The following is a 17,446-nucleotide window of genomic DNA, read 5'->3' on the forward strand; positions in this document are numbered from 1 at the left end:
CCGCCCCGTCGATGTCGGGCGGGTATCCCGGCGGTCACCGGCGCACCGGCCGCCCCGGACCGCTACGGTGGGCGCCATGGGCAAGCCGACCCGCTGGGTGACCGAGACCGGACCGGACCACTCCCACTGGTACGTCGACCGGTTCCGCCAACTCGCCGCCGAGGGGGCGGACCTGGCCGGCGAGGCCCGCCTGCTGGACGCCATGGTCCCGCCCGGCGCACGGATCCTCGACGCCGGCTGCGGCACCGGCCGGGTCGGCGCCGCGCTGGCCGACCGGGGGCACACGGTGGTCGGGGTGGACGCCGACCCGGTGCTCGTCGAGGCGGCCCGCGCGGACCACCCGGGGCCGACCTGGCTGGTCGCCGACCTCGCCGAACTGGACCTGCCCGGCGAACCGTTCGACGCGGCGGTCGTCGCGGGCAACGTGATGGCCTTCCTGGCTCCCGGCACGGAGCGGGAGGTGCTCCGCCGGATCGCCGCCCACCTGCGCCCGGACGGGGTGCTGGTGGTCGGGTTCGGCACCGGCCGGGGTTACCCGCTCGCCGACTTCGACGCCGACGCCTCGGCCGCCGGCTTGCACCGGGAGCACCGGTTCGCCACCTGGGACCTGCGGCCCTGGCGGGCCGATGCCGACTTCGCGGTCACCGTGCTGCGCCGACCCGCCGGCTGAGGCACCGCCCGGCCGACGTCGATTCGGTCGACCCGCTCGGCACCACCCGCTCGGCACCACCCGACCGGCACCACCCGAACCGGCGTCGCCCCTGACCGGCGCGCGACGCCGCACCGCACGCCCTCAGGCGGGCGCGGCGACCTGTCGGGCCACCTCCGGGTCCAGCGGACTGCCGGCGGGCACCAGGCTGACCAGGCCCGCGGGCAGGCGTACCGGCCGGACGTCGGGGTAGCCCAGCATGCCCAGCACCTCCGTCGAGGCCACCACGTGCCGCCGGCCGAGGTCGGTGACGACGGAGACGGCGCCGCCGGTGGCCCCGGGCGCGGCGACCGACTCGATCACCGCCCCCCGGCCCGGCTCGACCACCACGTGGTCGGCGGCCCCGCCGGTCACCCCGTCGACGCCGCCACCGGGCACCGCCACCCGCTCCGGCACGGTCGCGCCGACGCGTACCTCCCGGACGCCGCCGTCGTCGCCGACCTGCCCGCAGATCGCGCCCGCCTCGGGCCGGACCAGTCGGGGTGGGCTGGTCGGCGGGGCGGTGGGGCCGCCCGGCACGAGGTCGGGCAGCTTCGGCAGGCGGGCGAACCGGCCGAGGGTCAACGGTCGCGGGTCGCCCTGCCCGGTCCGGGCCAGCAGGAGACTCGCCTGCAACTCGGTGATGCCGGCGACCCCGTCCCGGTCGACCACCACGTACTGACGGCCGCCACCGGAGTTGGCGACCAGGTAGACGTCGCCGATGTCGGCACCGGCGACCGCCTCGGACGGCTCGCCCAGGCCGGGCAGGTCCAGCGGGGCCAGGTCCGGGCCGGCCGGCAGGCTGTCGAGCAGCGCCGGCGCCACCGGCACCGCCCGCTGCCGGGTCGCGGCCAGCGCGGCCAGCACCCGGTTCACGTCGCGTAACCGGTGCCGGTGCCGGTGCCAGACGAGGTGCAGGCTGCCGTCCGGCGGCCGGAGCAGCACCGCGTCGTCGCCGAGCGGCCGGCCGTCCCGGGCGGTGGCCCCGACCAGCAGCACCGAGCGGGGCGGCGAGGCGTCCACGCCGGTCACCGAGCAGACCGTCCAGGGCGCGGTGGTCAGCCGGCCGGCGGCCGGCAGCGAGTCCGGCGCGTCGGGAATGCCCAGTGGCAGGCCCCGGGGCACCCCCTCGATCGAGCGACGGGACACCAGCACCGTCTTCGCCCGCTCGGCGCCGACGATCAGCAGCGCCGAGGCGTAGTTCGACACCGGGTGGAGCTTCCCGTCCCGGTAGACGAAGCGCGCGCCGGACTCCTTCTCGACCACCACGGCCCGCTCGTCCCGCCAGGCGGAGCCCCCGCCGGCGAAGAGGCCGTAGAGCGCCGCCGCACCGAGCGCGATCGCCGCCACCAGCACACTGGCCAGGGTCGCGCCGGCCAACCGGCGGAACGGGGAGACCACCGGATCCGTCTCCCGCATCACCAGGGCGGCGACCGCGCGTTGGACGGTGAACTGGTACGAGTGGAGCTGGTCCTGCCGCGACGGCATGCGGTCCCTTCCCGGTGCTCGGCCGGGTCACAGGATAAGGGGGACGCCGTCACCGCCCGTGGCCGGGACGCCGGCCGGGAATAGTGCCGCGCCGAACGGGAAGTCGGGGCCGACACCCTGTCCGCCGCCCGAAGGAGGCCCCGCCATGCGGACCCTGCTCGTCGTGGTGGGGGTGGTCGCCGCCGCCCTCGTCCTGCTCGGCCTGCTCCTGGAGGCGCTCCGCTGGCTCCTCGTGGTGGGTGCGGTGGCGCTGCTCGCGGTGGTCGTCCTCGCGCTGGTCAGGAGTCGACGGGTGGTGGCCCGGCACCGTGCCACGCCCCCAGAGCGGCACCGGTGACGCCACGGTCGGCGGGACCGCCCCCGCTGATCTCGGCGAGCACCCGCTCCTGCACGGCCCGTGCCTGCGGCCCGCTCGGCGGCACGCCGCCGTCCCGGGCCGCGATCGACCGTTCGATCACGTCGACGCACCAGCCCGCGTCCGCGAGGCGGCGTCCGGCCCGGACCTTCGACAGCCACACCCCGTCACGGAAGCGCACCAGGGACCGGCAGGCTCCCAGCACCGCGTCCTCCGTGCCGGGGGCCGGCCCGTCTCCCTCGGGTGTGGGCAGCGCCAGCCACCAGCGCAGCGCGTCGACCAGGAGCCGGCGCAGGTCGGCCGGGGAGGGATCGGCGAACGCCTCGGCGGCCGGCGGGCCGAACAGCGTCAGCCCGTGCTGGTGCAGGATGCTGCGGTCGAGCCCGTACCAGAACAGGCCGTCGGCGGCGGGCCGGTCCGGGCCGTCCACACCGGCCCGGAACGGCAGCCCCCGTCCGGTGTTCAGCTCGACCTCGTAACCGGGCTCGGGGGTGCCGGAGCGGGCGACCGCCTCCCGGTAGAGGACGAGTTCCAGGCCCCGGGCCGGGCAGGGCAGCGCCTCGTGGCGCAGCCGCGCCACCAGCGCCCGACCACGTTCCGGGCCGGGCGCCCGCGCGCAGAGCAGGGCCACGTCCACGTCGCTGCGACCCGGCTGGTACGCGTCGAGCGCCACCGATCCGGCGGCGTACGCGCCCACCAGGTTGTCGCCCAGCACGTCCCGGGCGGCGTCGACCAGGTCACCGAGATACGTCCGCACGTCGGGGTCCATGGCCGCATTCTGGTCCGCCACAGCGACCGGCCCGCACCCGCCCCCGGGGCTGCGCGTACCCACCGTTAGGGTGAGAATACGGATCGACACGGATGACTCTCGTCGCCAGCGTCCACCGGTGGTGCGCGGGGGCGCCGCCGTTCGCAGCCGGACAGGAGAGCCGAGAGGCGTGATGGACACGAACTGGTCGGTACGGCTCGACCCCGAGACCCGCACGCTCGGTGCCCGGACGGCGACCCGCCTGCGGGAGCTCATCCGGGACGGGGTCCTCGCCCCGGGCTCCCGCCTACCGGCCGAGCCGGAGCTGGCCCGGCGGCTCGGGGTGAGCCGGCCGACCCTGCGCGCGGCCGTCACCGAGCTGATCGGGGACCTGCTCCTGGTCCGCCGCCGGGGCATCGGCACGTTCGTCTCGGCGACGCCCCGCCCCGCGCACGGCCTGGAGCGGCTCACCGGCACCGGACGGGGCCTCGCGCTGCTCGGTCACCGGCCGGGCACCACCGGGCTGCGCGTCCGGCACGTGCTCGCGGACCCGGCGCTCGCCGCCGTGCTGCGCGTCGATCCGGGCACCCCGGTGGTGCACCTGACCCGGACCCGCACCGCCGACGGTGTTCCGGTGACGCACTGCGCCGAGTGGGTCCCGGCGGGCCTGCTGCCGGAGCCCACCGCGCTCGACACGTTCGGGGCGGAGGACTCGCTGCACGACCGGCTCGCCGCGCTGGGGCTGCCGCTGCGGCAGGCGGTTACCCGGCTGGTGCCGGTGGTCCCGGACGCCGACCTACGGGAACGGCTCGCCCTCGCCTCGGACGCCCCGCTGCTCCTGCTGGAGCAGCGGCACTTTCCGGCGGCCCCGGGCGACCGGGTGGCGTTGTTCAGCCGGCACTGGTACGACACCGGCCGGATCGACCTCCAGCTCCTCCGCCGGGGCTGACGCCCGGCCGGGGCCGACGGGCCGGGGAACCGCCACGGGGCAGCGACCGGGGCGTCGCGGGTCAGCCCACCAGCGAGGGCTCGCGGATCGCCGCCGCCGGTTGGTCGTCCACCGGCTCGGCGGCGGAGCGGCTCGGCAGGGAGAGCCGGATGACCTTCCACCACGCCGAGGCCACCTGCCGGGGCAGCGACCCGGTGGTGTACGACAACCCGTACCGCCGGAAGACCTCGCGCACCTCCGGGGCGATCTCCCGGTAGCGGTTGCTGGGCAGGTCGGGGAAGAGGTGGTGCTCGATCTGGTGGGAGAGGTTGCCGGCCATCAGGTGCAGCAGCCGGCCACCGCTGATGTTGCCCGAGCCGAGCATCTGCCGCAGGTACCACTCCCCCTTCGTCTCCCCCTCGATGGAGGTCTTCTCGAAGGTCTCCACCCCGCTCGGGAAGTGTCCACACATGATCACCGAGTGGCTCCACACGTTGCGGATCAGGTTCGCGGTGAAGGTGGCGGCGAGGGTGCTGAGGAAGGACGGTCCGGAGAGCAGCGGGTGCAGGACGTAGTCCTTGAGCACCTGGCGGCGGATCTTGCGCAGGACGGCCTTGGCGCGGGTCCGGAACACCGGGTCCCGGGTGGTCTTCTCCTGGAGGTGGCGACCCAGCTCCACGTCGTACGCGGCGATGCCGTACTCGAAGAAGCAGGCGTTGATCAGGTTCCACAACGGCTGGCCGAGGTGCATCGGCCGCCAGGGCTGGTCCTCATCGACCCGCATGATGCCGTAGCCGAGGTCGTTGTCCCGGCCGACGACGTTTGTGTACTTGTGGTGCAGCTCGTTGTGCGACTGCTTCCACTGCTCCGCCGGGGAGACGTGGTCCCAGTCCCAGGTGGTCGAGTGGATCTTCGGATCCCGCATCCAGTCCCACTGGCCGTGCAGGACGTTGTGGCCGATCTCCATGTTGTCCAGGATCTTCGCCACCGCCAGCCCGGCGGTGCCCACCACCCAGGCGGGCGGGAAGAGCGAGAAGAGCAGCACGACCCGACTGCCCAGCTCCAGCCGGCGCTGGTTGGCGACGAGGCGGCGGATGTACGCGGCGTCGCGCTCGCCCCGGCTGGCGATGACCCGGTCCCGGATCGCGTCGAGTTCGGCGGCGAGCGCCTCGATGTCCGTCGCGGTGAGGTGCGCGATGGGGTTGTGCGGTTTCTTCTGGATCACGGTCATGCCCGCAACTCCCGTCGTCAGAGGTCGATGTCGCACGGGCCGGCCGCCGCCGACACGCAGGTCTGGATGCGCACGCCGTCGCCGGGCAGTGCAGTGGTCAGTTCCCCGGTTCGCAGGTCCCGAACCGCTCCCTGCCGCAGGGGCAGGACGCAGCCGAAGCAGATGCCCATCCGGCAGCCCGAGGGCATCAGCACCCCGGCCTCCTCGCCCGCGTCGAGCAGCGCGCGGGCGCCGTCGGCCTGGACGGTGACCCCGGCACGGGTGAAGGTCACCGGACCGCCCTCGCCGGCGGTGATCACGGTCGGGCGGAACCGTTCGGTGTGCAGCCGGTCGGCGGCACCGCCGCCGGCCCAGTGCGCTTCGAGGGCGTCGAGCAGCCCGACCGGTCCGCAGGCCCAGGTCTGCCGGTCGAGGTGGTCGGGTACGAGGCCGTCGAGATCGGCGGTGTCGACCTGCCCGTCGGTGTCGGTGTGCCGCTCGACCAGGCGCAGCACGCCACGCTCGGCGAGACCGCGCAGCTCGGGGCCGAAGATGACGTCGGCCGGGGTGGGCGCGGAGTGCAGCACCACCACGTCGGTCCCGGCCAGCGCACCGGAGCGGAGCATCCCCATCACCGGGGTGACGCCGCTGCCGGCGGTGACGAAGAGGACCCGGTCCGGCACCGGCCGGGGCAGCACGAAGTCGCCCTGCGCCTGGTCGAGCTGGACGATGGTCCCCGGCCGGATCCGCCGGACGAGGTGGTTGCTGACCACGCCGTCGGGGATCGCCTTGACGGTGACGGTGATCGGGGCATGCCGGGCCGCCGGCGAGGTCAGCGAGTACGCCCGCCACTGGCGTACGCCGTCGACGTCCACGCCGAGTCGGACGTACTGGCCGGGCAGGTGGCCGCGCCAGCCGCGACCGGGGCGGATCACGACGGTCGCCGCATCCGGAGTCTCCGGACGGACGTCGAGGATCCGGCCCCGCAGGTCGGCTCCGGCGCGCAGGGGCGCGACGAGATCGAGGTAGTCCCCGGGAAGCAGCGGGGTGGTGACCGCGCCGGCGAGCCGCAGGAGCCGGTCCCGGAGGGGAACCCGGGCGGATCGGGGCGGAACGGTGGTGGTCATACAACCAATGGTGGGCGCACCATACGTACAAAAGCTTGGCTCGGTAAGGTAAAACGGCCTTGCCTTCTTGTGCGGAGGGAACAAAAAATGTCGGAAACCTCCCGCGCTACGCGCGAGGCGGCCCGGCTGGCCCTGGACGAGCGGGTGGCCCGGGAGCTACAGGACCGGCTGCCGCTGCTGGCCGAGCGGACGGTGACCGCGATCACCGCGGAGGTGCCCAGCTACTCGGGCACGCTCACCGGCCAGATGCGCGACAAGATCTCCAACGCCGTGCAGATCGCCCTCGGCACCTTCCTCAACCTGATCGAGCACGCCCAGGGCTCCGACCCGAGCACTCCCCTCGCCCCGGCGCTGGACGCCGCGTACGCCCTGGGCAGCGGCGAGGCGCGTTCCGGCCGCAGCATGGACGCCCTGCTGGCGGCGTACCGGATCGGGGCCCGGGTCGCCTGGCGGGAGATGTCCACCACGACGGTCCGTAGCGGGCTGCCCGCCGCGACGGTGGCGGAGTTCGCCGAGCTGCTCTTCGCGTACATCGACGAACTCTCCGCCGCCAGCGTGGCCGGGCACGCGGACGAGCTGGCCAGCGCCGGACGCGCCCGGCGGCGCAACCTGGAACGGCTGGCCCAGCGCCTGCTGGCCGGCGAGCCCGAGGAGGTGCTGCTGGCCAGCGCCGAACGGGCGGACTGGCCACCGCCGCAGACCCTCACCGCCGTCCTGATCCCCCGGACGAGTCTGCGGGTGCCCCTGGCCGTGCTCAGCCCGCGCACCCTGGAGGCCGGCGAGGACCTGCCCGGGGCGGAGCCGGGCACGGAGACCGGCGTGCTGCTCGTACCGGACATGCACGGCGCCCGGCGGCGGCAGCTGGCCCGGGTGCTGCACGGACGCCGCGCGGTGCTGGGGCCGGCCCGCCCCTGGCACCGGGTCGCGGTGTCGTTCCGGCGGGCCTGCCGCCTCCTGGCCCTGGACGTGGACCCGCCCGAGGACGGCGCGCCGCTGGACACCGAGCACCATCTCGCCGAGCTGGTGCTCGGCATGGACCCGGAGGGGCTGGCCGACCTGCGCGCCCGGGCGCTGGAGCCGCTGGCGTCGCTGCCGCCGGCCACCGCGCACCGGCTCGCCGAGACACTGCGGTCGTGGTTGCTGCGCCAGGGCCGGCGGGACGACGTCGCGGCCGATCTCTTCGTCCACCCGCAGACCGTGCGGTACCGGATGGGCCAGCTGCGGGACCTGTACGGGGACCGGCTCGCGGACCCGGCGACGGTGCTGGAGCTGACCCTGGCCCTGGCCTTTCCGGAGCACCCGTCCCCGGCCGGGGAGTGACCCCGTCATCCGCACAGCGCATAGACGGACGTTGACGGAGCGGGTGCGGGCTCGTATCGTGACCGCATTGGGAAAGCGCTTTCCACGGCACCATCCCGCCACGGCCCGGATCCCGTACCCGTCCCAACCGGGATCCGCCGGCCGTCCCGGCGGGCGGCACCTGTGTCCCTGCCCCTCCACCCGGCGGCGCGCTCCGCGACGGCTCCGCGCGCCCGGAAAGCAGAGCGACCCGATGACCACCACTCCCACCGTCCCCGCCACCCCGCCCCGCCGGGTCCCCCGGCGCACCGCCCTCCTTCTGGCCGGCGTGCTGGCCATCCCGCTCGGCGGCGGCGTGGCCGCCCCGGCCGCCGCCCGGGTCGACGCCGGCAACTCCCCCGGCGTCACCTGCACCGGCGCCCCCGACGGGTTCGCCTCGGTCAACGCCCTCGGCCAGAACGGCACCACCGGCGGCGCGGGCGGCCCGACCGTCACCGTCACCACCGCAGCGCAACTGGCCTCCGCCGCCGGACAGGCCGGACCGCTGATCATCCGGGTCTCCGGCCGGATCCAGGTCAGCGACATGATCACTGTGGTCGCCAACAAGAGCATCATCGGCGTGGGCACCACCGCGGAGATCACCGGCGGCGGCCTGCAACTGGGCTCGACCACCCGGCCCGGCAACAACGTCATCATCCGGAACATCAGGTTCACCGACGCCGAGGACGACTCGATCAGCGTCACCAACAAGGCCCACCACGTCTGGATCGACCACAACGACCTGTCCGACGGGTACGACGGCCTGCTCGACATCAAGCGGGAGTCGGACTTCGTCACCGTGTCCTGGAACCGGTTCCACCAGCACAGCAAGGCCTCGCTGGTCGGCCACTCGGACAACTACCCGGCCGACCGGGGCAAGCTGCGGGTCACCTACCACCACAACTTCTTCGACGGCACCGACCAGCGGCACCCCCGCGTCCGGTTCGCCGAACCGGTGCACATCTACAACAACTACTACCGGAACAACGCCCTCTACGGCATCGCCTCCACGGAAGACGCCGGGCTGATGGTCGAGGGGAACTACTTCGAGAACGTCGCCCACCCGATCCACGTCGGCTACGCCGACAGTGCGCCGGGCCGGGTGGTCGAGCGGAACAACCTGTACGTGAACTCGGGCACGCCGGAGACCGCCGGCACCGTGGTCGAGCCGCGCACCTACTACCCGTACACGGTGGACTCCCCCGCCAGCGTGCCCGCCACGGTCACCGCCGGGGTCGGCGTCGGCAGGGTCTGCCCGTGAGGCCGGTCCGCCGCTGAGAATCCCGCTCCGGTCGCCCGCTCCCCAGCCGGGCGGCCGGAGCGGGCCTCGCCTGTCCGCCGTACGGCGGGCGGCGGGGGCCCTCACTCCGACACGGTTGACCCGGACGGTGAGTTGCTGCTCGACCGCCCTGGTCACCACCACCAGCAGCGTCCGCCGAGGGTCCACGAGGCCCTACGGTTCGGACCGCCGACGCGCGAGATGAACGGTGATGTCGGCGGAGATCTCGACCGTCTCCGGCAGGACCTGCCTGATCCGGCGGTACACCTGCTCCTGCAGCGGGACCGGCAGTTCGAGGTAGGCCGAGATGGTCGAGAGAAGGCCGACATAGTCGTCGGCACCCATCGTCAGACGCCGCTCGACCACGGACTGCCGAACATCGGCGAACCACTCGGCCCGGTGGAGCTCCGTGCCCGGCCACCGCATGTCGTGTCCCGGAGGCGTCCCGTCCGGAGACGGAATCTCGTCGCTCTCCAGGAACGGCGCCCGGACCGCGCGAACGGCCTCCCGCACCGCCGGGTCGGCCAACTGGATCGGTCCACCGAACGAGGCGAACACGCCACCGGGCTCCACCAGCGCGGCCATCCGCGACCACCGACCCTCCGGATTCGTCCAGTGCAGCGCCGCTGCCGCGTAGACCAGGCCGTAGCTGCCGCCCGGTCGCAAGTCCTCGAACGCGGCTTGCACGGTCCTGACGCTCGTGGGCACGTGTCGCCGGAGCACGGCCAGCATTGCCCCGTCCGGCTCGGTCGCGGTCACCGTGAGCCCCTGTCGGGCGAACAGACGGGTCGCCTTTCCTGTCCCGGCCCCGATCTCCAGGGCAGTCCGAACCGGCTGACCCGCGTACGCCATCACGATGTCGAGGAGCTCCGGGGGATATCCCGGCCGGAACCGTTCGTATGCTTCCGCCACCGCTCCGAAGCACAGCGCACGACCAGACATGCCGAGCATCCTGACACGACGCGCCTGGGTCAGGAGGCTGCGGCAGGCCTTCTGGTGGGGTCGGTCGAGGGGACGCCGTGGGTGGGGCGACGGGTCAGGACCTGGGGGCCGGTGGCCGTGATGGCGACGGTGTGTTCGGAGTGGGCGGTACGGGAACCGTCGGCGGAGCGGATCGTCCAACCGTCGTCGTCGAACTTGATCTTGTCGGTGGAGCGGCAGAACCAGGGTTCGATGGCGAGGGTGAGGCCGGGGGCGAGTTTCATGCCCCGGCGGGCACGGCCGTCGTTGGAGACGTGCGGGGCCTCGTGCATGGTGCGGCCGATGCCGTGGCCGCCGAACTCGGCGTTGACGCGGTAGCCGTAGGAGTGGGCGACCTCGCCGATCGCGGCGGAGATGTCGCCGAGGCGGCCACCGGGCTGGGCGGCGGCGATGGCGGCCTCCAGGGCGACCTCGGTGGCCTCGATCAGCTTCAGGTCCTCCGGGTCCGGGGTGCCGACGACGACGGAGAGCGCGGAGTCCGCGACCCAGCCGTCGATGCCGACCGCCATGTCGATGCTGAGCAGGTCACCGTCGCGCAGGACGTAGTCGTGCGGCAGGCCGTGCAGCACCGCGTCGTTGACCGACAGGCACAGCACGTTGCGGAACGGGCCGCGGCCGAACGAAGGAGCGTAGTCCCAGTAGCAGGACTCGGCGCCACGTTCGGCGATCCGACGGCGGGCATGGTGTTCGAGGTCCATCAGGTTGACGCCGACCGCGGCGACACGGCTCAGCTCGGCGAGCAGCTCGCCGACGAACTGGCCGGTCACCGCCATCCGGCCGATCTCCTCGGCGGACTTGAGCTCGATCACGACAGCCTCCCTCTCCCGGCGCGGTATTTTTATACCGGGATTTTTATACCACGCCAAGTCGGACGCTCCGGAGGGATATCCTGCTGCCATGGTTCGCCAACCCCTCACCGCCGAACAGATCGCAGCGGGCCAGCGCCTCGGAGCCGCACTCCGGGCCGCCCGGGTCGGCCGCAGCCTCGTCGAGGTGGCCCTGGCAGCCGGCATCTCCCCCGAGACGTTGCGCAAGATCGAGGCGGGCCGCCTTCCCGCACCGGCGTTCGGCACGGTGGTCTGCCTCAGCCAGGCCCTCGACGTCCCCCTCAGCGACCTGGCCGACGCCTGGCTGGCCGACATGCCCATCCGCCAGGCGTCCTAGAGACCCACCCGCCGGCACCCAGGAGCACGACCTGACCGGCACGCAGGAGCACGGCCCGACCGGCTGCGCCGGCAGGCCCGACAGACGGCTGCCGGACCGGTCGACGACCGGTCCGGCAGCTGGTCGAACACGAGAGGGCCGGTCAGGACAGGGCGATGCGCACCTCGATCCGGCCGTCGTGCGGCACCCGCAGCGTGTGCACCCGTCGCCGGGCGTCGCGCAGATAGGTGCGGGACGTGCCGGTCACGGTGGCCCGCCGTGGGCTGTCCCAACTGATCGTGACGACGGCGCCGCCACGACGGATGGTCAGGCCGTCGGTGCTGGCGGCCGCGTTGGCGCCGTAGGCGACCGGGGTGCCGTCGGCGAACGTCACGACGTCCTCCGGGTGCAGCACCAGCGGGATCTGCTCGGTCCCCGTCGAGGTGACCCGCACCGAGCGGATCACGCTGTCCCGGGTGACGGTCAGCTCGGTGGTGATCCGCGAGTCCGGCAGACGGTAACGCACCCGCACCGGCGCGCTGCCGGGAGAGAGCGACTTCCCGTCCCAGTCCCGGTCACCGACCTGGTATTCGGCGACCAGGTTGCTCCGGCCGTCCGGGTTGCCGTTGGGCAGCAGCGTCGACCAGCAGCCGGTGTCGGTCTGCTGGGCGTGCACGATGGTGCCGGCCACCGGGTGCCAGAGGAAGCCCGGCCCGCTACGGACCGTGCTGGTCGGCCGGGTGCCGAAGAACGCTCCGAAGTAGAGCTTCGGCCGCTTGACGTACAGGTAGTCCTGGTTGACCGTGTCGTCCCGGCGCACCTGGGCGAACTCCGGCCGCCGCAGGTAGGGCAGCGCCGCGACGGCCCGCTTCTTCTCGGCGTCGCTCGGCAGCATCTCCCCGTACGGCGCGTGCGCGATGATCCGGGGTGAGGTGTCCTGCTTGGCCGGTCCAGGGGCGGGCCCCGGCTCGGCGGCCCAGGCGGCGCGGGCGGCGGCCCGGTCCTCGCGGGAGGTGAAGAACGCGCCCAGTTCCGGCAGGTCGGGGACGAAAGCCGAGCCGAGGTTGCTGCGGTCCGGGTCGGGGATCACGTCGTCGTAGTAGGCGACGCTGGTCCGGGCGGACATGGCGTAGTAGGTCAGGAAGCCCGAGCCGTCCGGCTCGCGGAGCAGGTTGTAGCCGAACCACTCGGTGAACCGGCGGGCCATCCCCAGCACGGCCCGGTCGCCGGTGAGCAGGTAGAGCTCCGCCAGCTCCGGCAGCATCACCTCGAAGTTGTAGTTGATGTCCATGCCGGTCGGGTCGTAGAAGAAGCCGGCCGGGCTCTGCCCGTGCTCGGCCAGGAAGCCGATCCGCTCAGTGAGCCGGGCGGACAGGGCGGCGTCCGGGTCGAGCCGCAGCGCCAGAGCAGCGCCGGCCAGGCCACCGGCGACCTGGTTGGTCCACTCGACCGGGGTATCCCAGATGCCGTTGGCCGGATCCAGCAGCCAGCCGATCCCGGCGCGCAGCGCCCGTTCGATCTCGGTCCGCCGCTGCGGCAGCGCGGCCGACTGCCGCAGGTTGGCCAGGGTCTTGGCCAGGTAACCGAGGCCGAAGCCGGTGGCCGCCAGCGCGTGCTCGTCGCGGTTGTACTCCGGCCAGGACCCGTCGTCGTGCTGGAGTCCGAGGTAGTGTCCGAGCGCCGCGTCGAGCCGCCCGGCCAGCGCCGCGTCCCCGGCGTACGGGTTCCACGGTCGCTGGTTGGCGTGGAACCAGCTCAGGGTGTAGACGTGCTCCTGCACCCGGGCGTTGTACGGCGCGTTCGGGGAACGCCACCAGCCGCCGCCCATGAACCCACGGTTGGTCGTGTCGCTGATGTCGTTGGTCATCGCCGGAAGGATCGCCAGATAACCGGCGAACCGCTGTTCCAGCGGGGCGAACAGGGTCCGGTCCGGCGCTCCGGGCGGCAGCGGGGCCAGCAGCGGCAGGCCCGACGCGGTGGTCCCCGACGCCCCGGTGGTTCCCGGTGTGCCGGCGAGCGCCCGGAACGGTACGGCGAGCAGCGTTGCCCCGCCGGCCGCGGCGGCCAGCAACGCGCGGCGTCTGAACGTGGTCGGGGTCGGGTCGTTGGCCATGGTGGTCCTCCTGGCGGGACGGGCAGGCGGGGCGGGGGCGGCGACTCGGACGAGGCACGGAGAGCCGGCGGGCGCGGCGAGGCGACGTCGGGGCATGGTCACCCGAGATCATCAGTGACGGAGGGTGTGGCGGGTGTCCGGCTGGTCCGAGTGCTGAGTCTGGTCCCGGGCGATCGGCCGAGTCAAGAAGCTAATACGGATTATCAGCGCACTTCTCGGTCGCCGGGACAGACGCCGGGGCCCTTGACCCGACCGCTCGGCGCAGCCAAGGATGACACCCGGCCGACCCACGTCCGTCCTCCGCGGGACACCAGCCGACACGCAGCGTGACTGCGGCTGGTCCGGGTCGGCCGACGCGACCAGACGGAACGAGGTACCCATGCCGCTGACCGACCTGCCGTTGGCCGAACTCGCCGGATACCGGCCGGTGCGCCGCGAGCCCGCCGACTTCGACGCGTTCTGGGCCGACACCCTGGCGGAGGCGGCGCGGTACGACCTGGACGTCACCTTCGCGCCGGTCGACTCGCCGCTGCGGGTGATCACCGTCCACGACGTGACGTTCAGCGGCTTCGGCGGCGACCGGGTCAGGGCGTGGCTCGCCGTCCCGGCCGGCGCCGAGGAGCCCCTTCCGTGCGTGGTGGAGTTCCCCGGTTACGGCGGCGGCCGGGGGCTGCCGCACGAGAACCTGCTCTACGCCGCCTCGGGCTATGCCCACCTGTTCATGGACGTACGCGGCCAGGGCAGCGGGTGGAGCGCCGGCGCGACCCCCGACCACGAGCCGGCCGGCGGCAACCCCCAGCATCCAGGCTTCGTCACCCGGGGCGTGCTCGACCCCCGGACCCTCTACTACCGACGGGTGGTCACCGACGCGGTGCGCGCCGTGCAGGCCGCCCGGGCGCATCCGCTGGTGGACCCCGACCAGGTGGTGGCCACCGGGATCAGCCAGGGTGGCGGACTGTCGCTGGCGGTCGCCGCCCTCGACCCCCGGCTGCGCGCGGTCGCGCCCGACGTGCCGTTCCTCTGTGACTTCCGGCGCGGTGCCGAGCTGGCCACCACCGGCCCCTACCAGGAGATCGTCAACTACCTGAAGGTCCACCGGGGCAACGTGGAGCGGGTCTTCGACACGCTGAGCTACGTCGACGGGGTCAACTTCGCGACCCGGGGGCGCTGCCCGGCGCTGTTCAGCGTGGCGCTGATGGACGCCAGTTGCCCGCCGTCGACGGTGTTCGGCGCCTACCACCACTACGCCGGCCCGCGCCGGATGGAGGTGTATCCGTTCAACGGGCACGAAGGCGGCGAGTCGGTACAGGACGAGATCCGGTTGCGGTTCTTCGCCGAGGTGCTGGCCGCCTGAGGAAACCGGACGGACCTCCCCGGGCGTCGAGCCGCAAGCGGGACAGGAGACGGTGTGGGTCGGTCAGGACAGGATCTCGACGTACCCGTCGGTGCCGTGCACGCGGATCCGCTGCCCGTCCCGGATGAGCCGGGTGGCGTCCGGCACACCGACGACGGCCGGCAGGCCGTACTCCCGGGCGATCACCGCGCCGTGGGTCATCAGGCCACCTACCTCCGTCACCAGGCCCGCGACCGCGACGAACAGGGGCGACCAGCTGGGATCGGTGTAGGCCGTGACCAGGATGTCGCCGGCCTCGATCTCGGCCTCCGTCAGGTCGAGGATGACGCGCGCCCTCCCCTCGACGGTCCCGACGGAGACCGGCAGGCCGACCAGGGCGCCGGCCGGCACGTCGTCGCGCCGGTACGCCCCGACGACGGCCTCGCCGTCGGACGTGAGCACCCGGGGTGGCGTGAGCGCGTGGTACGACCGGAACGCATCCTTGCGCTGCCGGATGAGCCGGGCGTCCACGCTGTTCGCCCGCACGACGTCATGGAGCTCCTGGAACGTGAGGTAGAAGATGTCCTCCCGGTCGGCGAGCACGCCGGCCCGCACGAGGAGCTCGGCCTCGTGGAGCAGGGCCTGCTTGTAGACGAAGTAGCGGCTGACGATGCCGTACTTCGGGTACTCGCGGTACCCGATGAAGGTGCGTACCCGGTCGATCATCCGCTTGGTCTCGGCGGCCTTCTGTTCCCCGTCGGGCAGGGCCCGCAGGCGCGAGAGCACGTCCTGTTCCTTCTGCTGTGCCTTCTGCCGCCCCTGCTCGAAGCGCTGCGCGGCGGCTCCCGGCGCGAAGTTCCTGACGTTGTCCAAAATCAGGGGCACGAGCGTGAGGGGCCGTTCGCTCCAACGCGGCCTCGTGATGTCGATCTCGCCGACGCAGCGCATGCCGTACCGGTCGAGGTAGGCCCCGATGGCGTCCCGCGCCTCGGTTCCGCCCGGGAGCTTCGGCAACTCGTCCAGGAAGTCCTCGTCCTCGACACCGTGCAGGAACGCCACCACCTCCGGATGCGGCCGGATCACGTCGGCCACGTCGAGCAGCGCCAGGCCCATCTCCGAGGTGACGTTGTCGGGGGCGGACAGGGTGAGCGTGTCGGCCGCGTTCTTCTCGCCCAGCCACTCCTGTAGCTGGTCGTTGAGCCACCAGGTGGCCTGCATGACCGCCATGATCGCCTGCATGCTCAGCGGATCGCCGAGGACTCGTTTGTGCTCCTGGAACGCCTCCAGCAGGAAGTCGAACAGCTCCGGTCCGGTCTTCGTCCGGATGTCGCGCCGCAGGGCGGCGACGGACGCCTGGCTGCGCGCGATCAGCTCGGTGACGATGGCCGGATCGGTCTCGATCGGGGCGGGCGGGCCGCCGGCCGGCGGCCTGCCGGGACCGGCGTCCGCAAGCGACCGGACGAGGTCGCCGCGGTCGGGGGACGACAGGACGAAGTCGTCGCGGTCGAGGACGGTCTCCAGGGCGTCCCTGGTCAGTGGGTCGGACCTCCCCACCATCTCGAGGAAGCCGGCGCGGCTCGCGGGCGAGGCCAGATTCCGGGTGGCGTCGACGAACAGCCTCCCGCCGGCCTCGTGCATCGGCGCCATGGCCGTCAGCTGCCACACGGAGATCCCCAGGGGCCTCATGGGGTCGGTCATCATCTGTTGGTGACCGACCGAGAGGTAGACGTGGTTCTCCCCGTCCCCGGCGGCGGGGACGGGGAATAGCGTGGTGATCGGCCGGCTCTGGACGATCTGGAAGTCCTCGTCGACCAGGCACCACTCGATGTCCTGCGGGCAGCCGAAGTGCGCCTCGATCCGCCGGCCGAGCCGCACGAGTCGCACGACCTGCGCGTCGGTCAGCGCCGGCTGCTCCTGCCGCTGCGGGTCGATCGTCACTTCCCGCGTACCGCCGTCAGGCAGGGCGTGGACGGCACGCTGCTTGGCGGCCACCGTCCTGGCGACGATCCCGTCGTCGCGCACCCGGAAGACGTCCGGGTTCACCAGTCCGGAGACCAGGGCCTCGCCGAGGCCGAAGCTGGCGTCCACGGTGGCGACCTTCCGGTTGCCCGTGACGGGATCGGCCGTGAACAGGACGCCGGCCGCGTGCGGGAAGACCATCCGCTGCACGACCACGGCCATGTGGACCGCGCGGTGGTCGATGCCGTTGCGCTGGCGGTAGGTCACCGCCCGCTCGGTGAACAGCGACGCCCAGCACCGGCTGACGTGCTGGAGGATCGACGCCGAACCGACCACGTTCAGGTACGTGTCCTGCTGACCGGCGAACGAGGCCGTCGGCAGGTCCTCCGCCGTCGCGCTGGACCGGACGGCGTAGGCGGCCTGCTCGCCGAGCCCGGCGAGCGCGCGGCGGATCGCCGCCGCGAGATCGCCCGGGATGGTGATCCCTTCGATGGTCTGGCGGATCGTCGCGCTGAGCGCGCGGATCGCCTGCCGGTCGTCCGCGTTCAGGCGCGACAGCTGGTCGAGCCGATCGCCGAGCGACGGCGCTTCCGCCATGATCCGCCGGAAGGCGTCCGTCGTCACGCAGAAGCCCGCCGGCACACGGACGCCCTCGATCCGCGACAGACCGCCCAGGTGCGCGCCTTTGCCGCCGACGACCGCGATCTGCCTCTCGTCGAGACTGTGCAGGTCCAACACGTACTGCTCGATCATCGC

15 protein-coding genes are annotated in these 17,446 nt (G+C 73.2%); 7 read left to right on the forward strand and 8 right to left on the reverse strand.

What is annotated here, in order from left to right:
- Window positions 1-76 precede the first annotated feature (76 nt).
- Window positions 77-670: a class I SAM-dependent methyltransferase gene (locus GA0070618_RS30960; RefSeq protein ID WP_088984799.1), complete on the forward strand. Its 594-nt coding sequence runs from the start codon at window positions 77-79 to the stop codon at window positions 668-670.
- A gap of 123 nt (window positions 671-793) precedes the next feature.
- Here the strand turns inward: GA0070618_RS30960 and eccB are convergent, their stop codons facing one another.
- On the reverse strand, window positions 794-2,176 hold the full coding sequence (gene eccB, locus GA0070618_RS30965; RefSeq protein ID WP_088984800.1) for a type VII secretion protein EccB: 1,383 nt from the start codon (window positions 2,174-2,176) through the stop codon (window positions 794-796).
- 145 nt (window positions 2,177-2,321) lie between these two features.
- Here eccB and GA0070618_RS30970 point away from each other — a divergent pair, with 145 nt between their 5' ends.
- Window positions 2,322-2,513, forward strand: coding sequence for a hypothetical protein (locus GA0070618_RS30970; protein ID WP_088984801.1), 192 nt, complete (start codon window positions 2,322-2,324; stop codon window positions 2,511-2,513).
- On the opposite strand, the gene GA0070618_RS30975 is transcribed toward GA0070618_RS30970, so the two are convergent.
- Window positions 2,455-3,300 (reverse strand): nucleotidyltransferase domain-containing protein, encoded by an 846-nt coding sequence (locus GA0070618_RS30975; protein ID WP_231931523.1) that lies wholly within the window; start codon window positions 3,298-3,300, stop codon window positions 2,455-2,457. The genes GA0070618_RS30970 and GA0070618_RS30975 overlap by 59 nt on opposite strands.
- A gap of 172 nt (window positions 3,301-3,472) precedes the next feature.
- Here GA0070618_RS30975 and GA0070618_RS30980 point away from each other — a divergent pair, with 172 nt between their 5' ends.
- A complete protein-coding gene (locus GA0070618_RS30980) occupies window positions 3,473-4,228 on the forward strand; it encodes a GntR family transcriptional regulator (protein WP_231931976.1) in 756 nt (251 codons plus the stop codon).
- Between the two features lie 61 nt (window positions 4,229-4,289).
- Here the strand turns inward: GA0070618_RS30980 and GA0070618_RS30985 are convergent, their stop codons facing one another.
- Both GA0070618_RS30985 and GA0070618_RS30990 read right to left on the reverse strand, forming a co-directional pair.
- Window positions 4,290-5,438, reverse strand: coding sequence for a fatty acid desaturase family protein (locus GA0070618_RS30985; protein ID WP_088984803.1), 1,149 nt, complete (start codon window positions 5,436-5,438; stop codon window positions 4,290-4,292).
- A gap of 17 nt (window positions 5,439-5,455) precedes the next feature.
- Window positions 5,456-6,544: a ferredoxin reductase gene (locus GA0070618_RS30990; protein ID WP_088984804.1), complete on the reverse strand. Its 1,089-nt coding sequence runs from the start codon at window positions 6,542-6,544 to the stop codon at window positions 5,456-5,458.
- Window positions 6,545-6,631: 87 nt separating this feature from the next.
- Between GA0070618_RS30990 and GA0070618_RS30995 the strand changes: the two genes are divergently transcribed.
- Entirely contained in the window at window positions 6,632-7,864 is a 1,233-nt protein-coding gene (locus tag GA0070618_RS30995; RefSeq protein ID WP_088984805.1) for a PucR family transcriptional regulator, read from the forward strand.
- A gap of 232 nt (window positions 7,865-8,096) precedes the next feature.
- The gene (locus GA0070618_RS31000) at window positions 8,097-9,143 is read left to right on the forward strand and encodes a pectate lyase family protein (RefSeq protein WP_088984806.1); all 1,047 of its coding nucleotides are present in this window, start codon (window positions 8,097-8,099) and stop codon (window positions 9,141-9,143) included.
- Window positions 9,144-9,335: 192 nt separating this feature from the next.
- Here GA0070618_RS31000 and GA0070618_RS31005 read toward each other — a convergent pair whose 3' ends face one another.
- Window positions 9,336-10,103, reverse strand: coding sequence for a class I SAM-dependent methyltransferase (locus tag GA0070618_RS31005; protein WP_088985968.1), 768 nt, complete (start codon window positions 10,101-10,103; stop codon window positions 9,336-9,338).
- Window positions 10,104-10,132: 29 nt separating this feature from the next.
- Window positions 10,133-10,951, reverse strand: coding sequence for a type I methionyl aminopeptidase (map, locus tag GA0070618_RS31010; protein ID WP_088984807.1), 819 nt, complete (start codon window positions 10,949-10,951; stop codon window positions 10,133-10,135).
- An 88-nt stretch (window positions 10,952-11,039) separates the two neighbouring features.
- On the opposite strand from map, the gene GA0070618_RS31015 reads away from it, so the two are divergent.
- Window positions 11,040-11,306, forward strand: a complete 267-nt coding sequence (locus GA0070618_RS31015; protein WP_088984808.1) for a helix-turn-helix domain-containing protein — start codon at window positions 11,040-11,042, stop codon at window positions 11,304-11,306.
- 142 nt (window positions 11,307-11,448) lie between these two features.
- Here GA0070618_RS31015 and GA0070618_RS31020 read toward each other — a convergent pair whose 3' ends face one another.
- The gene (locus GA0070618_RS31020) at window positions 11,449-13,398 is read right to left on the reverse strand and encodes a hypothetical protein (protein ID WP_088984809.1); all 1,950 of its coding nucleotides are present in this window, start codon (window positions 13,396-13,398) and stop codon (window positions 11,449-11,451) included.
- 379 nt (window positions 13,399-13,777) lie between these two features.
- Here GA0070618_RS31020 and GA0070618_RS31025 point away from each other — a divergent pair, with 379 nt between their 5' ends.
- Window positions 13,778-14,752: an acetylxylan esterase gene (locus GA0070618_RS31025; protein ID WP_088984810.1), complete on the forward strand. Its 975-nt coding sequence runs from the start codon at window positions 13,778-13,780 to the stop codon at window positions 14,750-14,752.
- 63 nt (window positions 14,753-14,815) lie between these two features.
- Here GA0070618_RS31025 and rph read toward each other — a convergent pair whose 3' ends face one another.
- Complete coding sequence (gene rph, locus GA0070618_RS31030) at window positions 14,816-17,443, reverse strand: rifamycin-inactivating phosphotransferase (RefSeq protein ID WP_088984811.1); 2,628 nt, start codon at window positions 17,441-17,443, stop codon at window positions 14,816-14,818.
- Window positions 17,444-17,446: the final 3 nt, after the last annotated feature.

Source organism: Micromonospora echinospora, from assembly GCF_900091495.1.
GTDB lineage: Bacteria > Actinomycetota > Actinomycetes > Mycobacteriales > Micromonosporaceae > Micromonospora > Micromonospora echinospora.

Bases quoted from the DNA above. Each gene is read 5' to 3' on its own strand.
- GA0070618_RS30980 (WP_231931976.1), top strand. From the start codon at position 3,473: ATGGACACGAACTGGTCGGTACGGCTCGACCCCGAGACCCGCACGCTC.
- eccB (WP_088984800.1), bottom strand. From the start codon at position 2,176: ATGCCGTCGCGGCAGGACCAGCTCCACTCGTACCAGTTCACCGTCCAA.
- GA0070618_RS30970 (WP_088984801.1), top strand. From the start codon at position 2,322: ATGCGGACCCTGCTCGTCGTGGTGGGGGTGGTCGCCGCCGCCCTCGTC.
- GA0070618_RS31015 (WP_088984808.1), top strand. From the start codon at position 11,040: ATGGTTCGCCAACCCCTCACCGCCGAACAGATCGCAGCGGGCCAGCGC.
- GA0070618_RS30995 (WP_088984805.1), top strand. From the start codon at position 6,632: ATGTCGGAAACCTCCCGCGCTACGCGCGAGGCGGCCCGGCTGGCCCTG.
- GA0070618_RS31025 (WP_088984810.1), top strand. From the start codon at position 13,778: ATGCCGCTGACCGACCTGCCGTTGGCCGAACTCGCCGGATACCGGCCG.
- rph (WP_088984811.1), bottom strand. From the start codon at position 17,443: ATGATCGAGCAGTACGTGTTGGACCTGCACAGTCTCGACGAGAGGCAG.
- GA0070618_RS31000 (WP_088984806.1), top strand. From the start codon at position 8,097: ATGACCACCACTCCCACCGTCCCCGCCACCCCGCCCCGCCGGGTCCCC.
- GA0070618_RS31005 (WP_088985968.1), bottom strand. From the start codon at position 10,103: ATGTCTGGTCGTGCGCTGTGCTTCGGAGCGGTGGCGGAAGCATACGAA.
- GA0070618_RS30960 (WP_088984799.1), top strand. From the start codon at position 77: ATGGGCAAGCCGACCCGCTGGGTGACCGAGACCGGACCGGACCACTCC.
- GA0070618_RS30975 (WP_231931523.1), bottom strand. From the start codon at position 3,300: ATGGACCCCGACGTGCGGACGTATCTCGGTGACCTGGTCGACGCCGCC.
- GA0070618_RS31020 (WP_088984809.1), bottom strand. From the start codon at position 13,398: ATGGCCAACGACCCGACCCCGACCACGTTCAGACGCCGCGCGTTGCTG.
- GA0070618_RS30990 (WP_088984804.1), bottom strand. From the start codon at position 6,544: ATGACCACCACCGTTCCGCCCCGATCCGCCCGGGTTCCCCTCCGGGAC.
- GA0070618_RS30985 (WP_088984803.1), bottom strand. From the start codon at position 5,438: ATGACCGTGATCCAGAAGAAACCGCACAACCCCATCGCGCACCTCACC.